The sequence below is a fragment of the Halioglobus sp. HI00S01 genome (assembly GCF_001635445.1).
Taxonomy (GTDB): Bacteria; Pseudomonadota; Gammaproteobacteria; order Pseudomonadales; family Halieaceae; genus Halioglobus; species Halioglobus japonicus.
The window spans coordinates 1-497 of sequence record NZ_LWEE01000056.1; the positions used below are offsets into that span (position 1 = coordinate 1).

Genomic DNA, 497 nt, shown 5'->3' on the forward strand with positions numbered 1-497 from the left:
CCTTCGATGCCGTATTGCTGGCGGTGGGCCGCAGTCCCACTGACGAGGGCCCCGGTCTCCAAGCGCTTGGCGTTGAGCTGAATCCGGCCGGNCATCTTGATGTGGATGACTTTCTGCGCACTCGAGTGCCCTCCATTTATGCTGCGGGCGATGTTGCGGGCCCCTACCTGTTTACCCATATGGCCAGCCACCAGGCCTGGTATGCCTCGGTCAATGCGTTGTTTGGGCGCTTTCGCAAATTCCGGGTCGACTACTCGGTGGTGCCCTGGGCGACGTTCATCGACCCCGAGGTTGCCCGGGTGGGCCTGAATGAGGCCGATGCTCAGGCTCAGGGTATTGCCTACGAGGTCAGCCGCTACGATCTGGATGATCTCGACCGCGCCATCGCCGACGGCGAGGCGAAGGGCTTTGTGAAAGTGCTGACCAAGCCAGGCAGTGACCGTATTCTGGGTGCCACTATCGTTGGCTATCATGCGGCTGAATTGATCAACGAGTTT

The 497-nt window shown here is 60.5% G+C and carries 1 protein-coding gene; it reads left to right on the forward strand.

What is annotated here, in order from left to right:
* Positions 1-497: FAD-dependent oxidoreductase (locus A3709_RS08355; RefSeq protein ID WP_197484128.1), on the forward strand; the 497-nt coding region annotated here is incomplete at both ends.